Origin of the sequence: Frankia sp. AiPs1 (genome assembly GCF_023716945.1) — a bacterium.
Lineage (GTDB): Bacteria > Actinomycetota > Actinomycetes > Frankiales > Frankiaceae > Frankia.
Genome location: NZ_JAMQQF010000409.1, coordinates 1 through 5,485, shown reverse-complemented (window position 1 = coordinate 5,485; position 5,485 = coordinate 1). Strand labels below are relative to the sequence as shown.

At 72.2% G+C, this 5,485-nt stretch carries 4 protein-coding genes; 1 reads left to right on the top strand and 3 read right to left on the bottom strand.

What is annotated here, in order from left to right:
- Positions 1-331 precede the first annotated feature (331 nt).
- The 3 genes from ND748_RS24100 to ND748_RS24090 form a co-directional block, all read right to left on the bottom strand.
- Positions 332-1,105: an SDR family NAD(P)-dependent oxidoreductase gene (locus tag ND748_RS24100; protein WP_251748245.1), complete on the bottom strand. Its 774-nt coding sequence runs from the start codon at positions 1,103-1,105 to the stop codon at positions 332-334.
- A gap of 231 nt (positions 1,106-1,336) precedes the next feature.
- Positions 1,337-2,827 carry a TIR domain-containing protein gene (locus ND748_RS24095; protein WP_251748243.1) on the bottom strand — a complete coding sequence of 497 codons (1,491 nt, stop codon included), beginning with the start codon at positions 2,825-2,827 and terminating at the stop codon, positions 1,337-1,339.
- A 150-nt stretch (positions 2,828-2,977) separates the two neighbouring features.
- Positions 2,978-3,823 (bottom strand): enoyl-CoA hydratase-related protein, encoded by an 846-nt coding sequence (locus ND748_RS24090; RefSeq protein ID WP_251748242.1) that lies wholly within the window; start codon positions 3,821-3,823, stop codon positions 2,978-2,980.
- 525 nt (positions 3,824-4,348) lie between these two features.
- Here ND748_RS24090 and ND748_RS24085 point away from each other — a divergent pair.
- A partial coding sequence (locus ND748_RS24085; RefSeq protein WP_251748241.1) for a DMT family transporter occupies positions 4,349-5,485 on the top strand: 1,137 nt, incomplete at its 3' end.

Sequence of the window (5,485 nt, the reverse complement as noted above, 5' to 3'; positions counted from 1 at the left end):
GCGGGCGCCGTCCCCGCCGGCCCGCTCGGGACTGCGCCCGAGGCAGCCCGCGACCAACAGGAGGCAGGCCAGCAGCACGACGACGACCCGCGGCGGCCGGCGCCGCCGGCCGCTCACCACGGATCGGCTCACCACGGATCGGCTCACCACGGATCGGGCCCCGCGTCCGGAGCGCCGGGACTCATCCCATCGATGAGAGATCGACCGCCTTCCTGATCGTTCTGGTGAACGAGGACGGCCGTGGGTCAGCCCCGCGCGGGCCGACCCGACTGGGCTGGTTCCGGTGCTGGGCTGGTTCCGGTACGGGGCTGGTTCAGGTGCTGGGCTGGCCTCAGGTACTGGGGCGCAGACCGCCGTCGACCTCGATGACGGTGCCGTTGACGAACGACGAACCCGGCGTGGCGAGGTCGCGGACCACGGTGGCTATCTCGGCGGGCTCCCCGCCGCGGCCCACCGAGATGCCGGCGACGATCCGTTCGTGCCACTCGGTCGGAATCGCCCCGGAGTACAGCTCGGTGTCCGGCACGTAACCGGGGGCGACCGCGTTGACCGTCACCCCGTCGGGGCCGTAGTCGTTGGCGAGGCCGACGACGATCCGGTTGAGTGCCGCCTTGGTGGCGGCGTAGCCCGGGTCGCCGCCGGCACTGCGCGCCGACCTGGAGCTGATCATGATGATGCGCCCGCCCGGTCGCCGGATCGCGGGGCCGAGCGCCTGCGTGACCAGCAGGGCGCTGACGACGTTCGTCAGGTAGAGCGTCGTGTGCCTGGTCGCCAGGTCGCGCAGCGAGGTCACCGGCCCGGCGTGGGTGCCGCCCGCGTTGTTGACCAGCACATCCAGGGTGCCGAACTCGCCGGTCACGAATCTGGCGAGGAGTTCGACCTGGTCGGGATCGGTGACGTCGGCGGTGAAGGGCAGCACCGGCGGCCCGCCGACCTCTGCGTTGATGTCCTTGGCCGCGGATTCCAACCGATCGGGTCGGCGCCCGACGATGACGACCCGGTCGCCGCGTTCGGTCAGGGCCCGCGCGATCGCCCGGCCGATCCCCGTCCCGCCGCCGGTCACCACGGCCGTTCCCGCCTGCCCGATCCCTGCGTGCTCGCTCATCTCAACGCCTCCTCGCGCCCGGTTGGAGCCGCAATGCATTGCCTCGTACCCAGTCGTCTCCATTCTGATCGAAGCCCCGACACAGGGTGCCCGCCACCCCCCCGGCGGTTGCCGCGGTAGCGGTGCGGGTGGCAGGCCGAGGTGACCGGTAGTTCGGGCTGCGGGAAGCTGGCTGTCACGGAAAGTGGTGGTCGGTGCCGCAGCTCTGGTTGCCTGGTGAAATCGGCTGGGTCAGCTCACGGCCCAGAGCCGGACGGTGCGATCCCTGCTGGCCGTTGCAAGGGTCCGGCCGTCCGGGGAGAACGCCACGGCCATCGCTGCCTCGGTGTGGCCGGTCAGGGGCGGGCCGATCGGGAACGGGCTTACTCGGTCCACGATCTGCCGGAGACGCACACTGTTGTCCTCGCCGCAGCTGGCGAGCCTTTTGCCGTCGGGTGCGAAGTCCAGGGACCGGATCCGCGCGGTGTGGCCGGTCAGGGGTCGGCCGATCGGATGGGGATCCGTCGGATCGGTGACGTCCCACAGGCGAATCGTCATGTCGCTACCGGCGGTCGCGAGGGTCGTTCCGTCGGGAGAGAACCTGGCCGACCACATGACGCGGGTGGCTGTCAGCGGTCGGCCGACCTGATATGCGGCGGTCGGGTCGGCGATGTTCCACAGCCGGACCGAATGGTCCTCGCTCGCGGTCGCGATCATCTGGCCATCCGGGGAGAACGCCACGGAGTGGACGAGGCCGGTATGACCCGTGAGCGGATGACCAGCGTGGCGTGGCTGGGCTGGCTCGCTCACCTCCCACAGCCGAACCGACCGGTCGGCGCTACCGGTAGCGAGAATCGTCCCGTCGCGTGCGAAAGCCAGGGTTCTCACGCTGCCGGTGTGGCCGGTGTCGGTCTCACCGACGAGTAGCGGATGCGCCGGATCGGCGACGTTCCACATTCGCATGATCTTGTCGCTGCCAGCGGCGGCGAGTACCTCCCCGCCGGGAGAGAACACCACACCTCGCGCTATGCCGGTGCCGGCCGCGAGGGGTCTGCCGAGCTGGTAAGGCTGCGCCAGACCGGCGATGTCCCACAACCGGACCTTCGCGTCGTCCCCAGCACTGGCCACGACGTGCCCGTCGGGCGAGAAGCCCACCGCGCGCACCCCGGCCCGGTGTCCGGTCAGCGGCGAGCCGATCGGGTGCGGCGCGATCAGCGAGTCCGCGAGCGTGGGAAACGGCGGCTCCACGACCGGCGCGGGCATCACCGCGCCGCCCGGGAACCGTGGCGTTCGGGCCGGTTTGGCGTTGCCCTGGAGCGCCTGGCGGATTCGAGCAAGCAGATAGCGCCGGGCGTCCTCTTCGGACCGGCTGAACAGGTCGATGGACACGATGCCGTGGAGCAGACCAGGCCGTGGGCAGTCCTCGATCCGAACCGGCAGGAGTCTTCGAGCCAGTCCCTGCGGATCCGCCCCCACAGCGACCTGCCAGTCCTTTTTGTTGGACACCGACTCGAGATAGGAATGTGACAGCAACGCGATCGTTCTGGTCGAGTCCTGGATGGCCTGGTCCTGTGTGGTCAGCCAGTGCGTACCGGCAACGGAGTCCCAGGCCCGGAGCAGAACCCGGTATCCTGCCTGGTCCAGCTCCCAGGCCACCCACTCGGCCCAGCGGAGATCCGCGCGGCAATATGACACGAAGAAGTCCCAGCCTCCGAGCCCCGACGAAGTCCCCGTATCCGTCATGCCGGAATCATCGCACCTCGATGAGAGGCGGCCGGCACGCACCTGCCCGCGGTCCGCGGTCCGCGATTCAATGTCGTTATCCGCAACGCCCCGGCCGTCGACGCCTTTGTGTTGACGCCTTCGGCCACCTGTCAGTCCGGCGTGGGCGGGTCAGATCGACGCCGGCCGGTCCGACCCGCCAGGGAGGCGCTCGCGGAACTGCGGGGGGCGCTTCTCCCTGCGGGCGGCGACGCCCTCGTCGAAGTCGAACGCGCGCAGGCCGGCGCGCATCACCGGCACGGTCGCCGCGTAGTGCGCCGCGAGCGGCGAGACGGCGGCGTCGTCGATCATGCTGCGAATCACCGCCAGCGCGTCCGGTGAACAGTTCAGAGCCAGGTCGCGGGCGTAGTCCAGGGCGGCCGGCAGCACCTCAGCGGCGGGCAGGACCCGCTGGGCGAGGCCCAGCTCGCCCGCCTCGGTGCCGAGGAAGACCCGGCCGGACAGCAGCAGGTCCGCGGCGGCGCCGGCACCGATCAACCGGGGTAGCAGCCAGGCCGATCCGTACTCCGAGTACAGGCCCAGCCGGGAGAACGGCAGCGACAGCTTCGCATCCGCGGCGACGAACCGGACGTCGGCCGCAAGGCTGACCGCGAACGCCAGCCCGGCTGCCGGCCCGTTGATCGCCGCGATCACCGGCAGGCGCAGCGAGCGGATCATCGCGGGGCCGTTCTCCGGTGAGACGATCAACGAGTCCCGGCCGTCGACCGGCGTGTGCGCCAGCATGGCGAGGTCCGCGCCGGCGGAGAACGCCCGCCCTGCCCCGGTGATCACGACAGCTCGGACCCGGGGGTCGGCGTCGGCCCGCTGCAGCAGCGCGAACAGCCGGTCGCCCATCGCCACGGTCAGCGCGTTGAGCTTGTCCGGGCGGTCGAAGGTGATCGTCGCGACCTGATCGGCGACGTCATACCGAACCGGGGCATCGCCGTGTTCCACGGTCGTCCGGGTGTCCACCGGCATCGTCCACCTGCCTTTGTCGCTCCGGTCACATTGGGCTGCCGTCCCTTCATACCGCTCACGATGTTCGCGTGCGCGCCTTCGCCGGGTGGGCCGGGCCGGCCATCGCCCCGGGACATGACGAATCAGGCGACGTCCGTGACCCGTGGTGGCGAGTCGTCGTGGCGACCCGTGGTGGCGAGTTGTCATGGCGACCCGTCGTGGCGGGCCGGATGGCGTCGGCGGACCGGCGCCGAGCCGCGTCGAGTCGAGTCGAGTCGAGTACGAGGTGGCGTCGGCGGACTGCGCGGCGTCTAGCCGGGGTGCCCGCGAAGCGGTTGCAGTCGGCGTCCGGTGTGAGATGTACCGCCGATGACGCCCGAACGGGGACGGATGAACGACCGCTGACCGCCATCCGGCCATCGGCATGACACTCTGTGGGGAACCGGCCGTCGACGCGGCCGGGCACACGCCGGGGGCCGGCGTCACGAGGCGACGGACGGTCCGTCGCCGCCGGACGCGACGGGACCACGGCGGGATCGAGGAGGCGTGGCGACCTATCTGCTCGGCCTGGGAGCCGCCGTGTGCTTCGGGGTGGCCGCCGTCATCCAGCAGCGGGTGGCCTTCCGCGCGCCACCCGGTGACGTCCTGCGGTTGCGGCTGCTGTTGTGGCTGGTCCGCCGGCCGCTGTGGGACTTTGGCGTCGCCATCGGCGCGCTGGGCAGCCTGCTGGCCGGGGCCGCGCTGACCCACGGCGCCGTCGCGCTCGTCGAACCCCTGCAGATCTGCCAGCTCCTGTTCGCCCTGCCGCTCGCCGCGGTGCTCGCGCGCCGCGTGGTGCCGCGGCGGGACTGGATGGCCGCCGCCGCGACCGCCGTCGGGCTCGGCCTGTTCGTGTTTGCCGGCAACCCGGACGCGGGCGATTCCGAGGCCGCGACCTCCGGCGGCTGGATTCTGACGGGAGTCCTGGTCGGGCTGGTCGTATTCGGCGCGGTCTGGGGGACGCGGAGGTTCGCGGCCGTGCGGCGCGCGCCGCTGCTGGCCGGGGCCGCGGGCCTGCTGTCCGCACTGCAGGCCGCGCTCGTCAGCGCCGCCGGCCACCTGCTGACCGCCGACGGCGCCGACGCGCTGGCCCGGTCCTGGCTGCCCTGGGCGGTCGCGGCCGTGGCAGTGATCAGCGCGTTGCTCGCGCAGAGCGCCTACGAGATGGCCCCGCTGCCCGCGTCGCTGCCGGCGTCGGTCAGCGTCGAGCCGCTTGCCGGCGTCGCCATCGGCGTGGGGCTGCTCGGCGGCGAGCTGCGGCTGACTCCGCTCGCGGTCGCCGGCGAGCTGCTCGGCCTGATCGTGATGACGGTCGGCGTCCGGGCGCTGGCGCGCTCACCGTTGATCACCGGTCAGCTTTCTCGGCTGGCGGCGCGGCAGGCACAGGGCCGGCTGTCCCGGCTGGAGGAGCAGGTGCACCACGACCTGGAGCGCCTGCGCCACGACCTGCGGCGCAGCCGGCAGGCCGGGTCGAGCGGCCCGGCGGTACGACGCCTGCGCCGGCGCCTGCAGCGCGACCTGGACCGCATCGGCGAGGAGCTCGCGAGCCTCGCCGACGAGCGGGACCGCTTCGAGGAACAGCTCCGGCCGCGACGGCCGGCGCGAGCGGTCGCCACGGTCCGGGCCGCGCGCCCCGATTCCCAC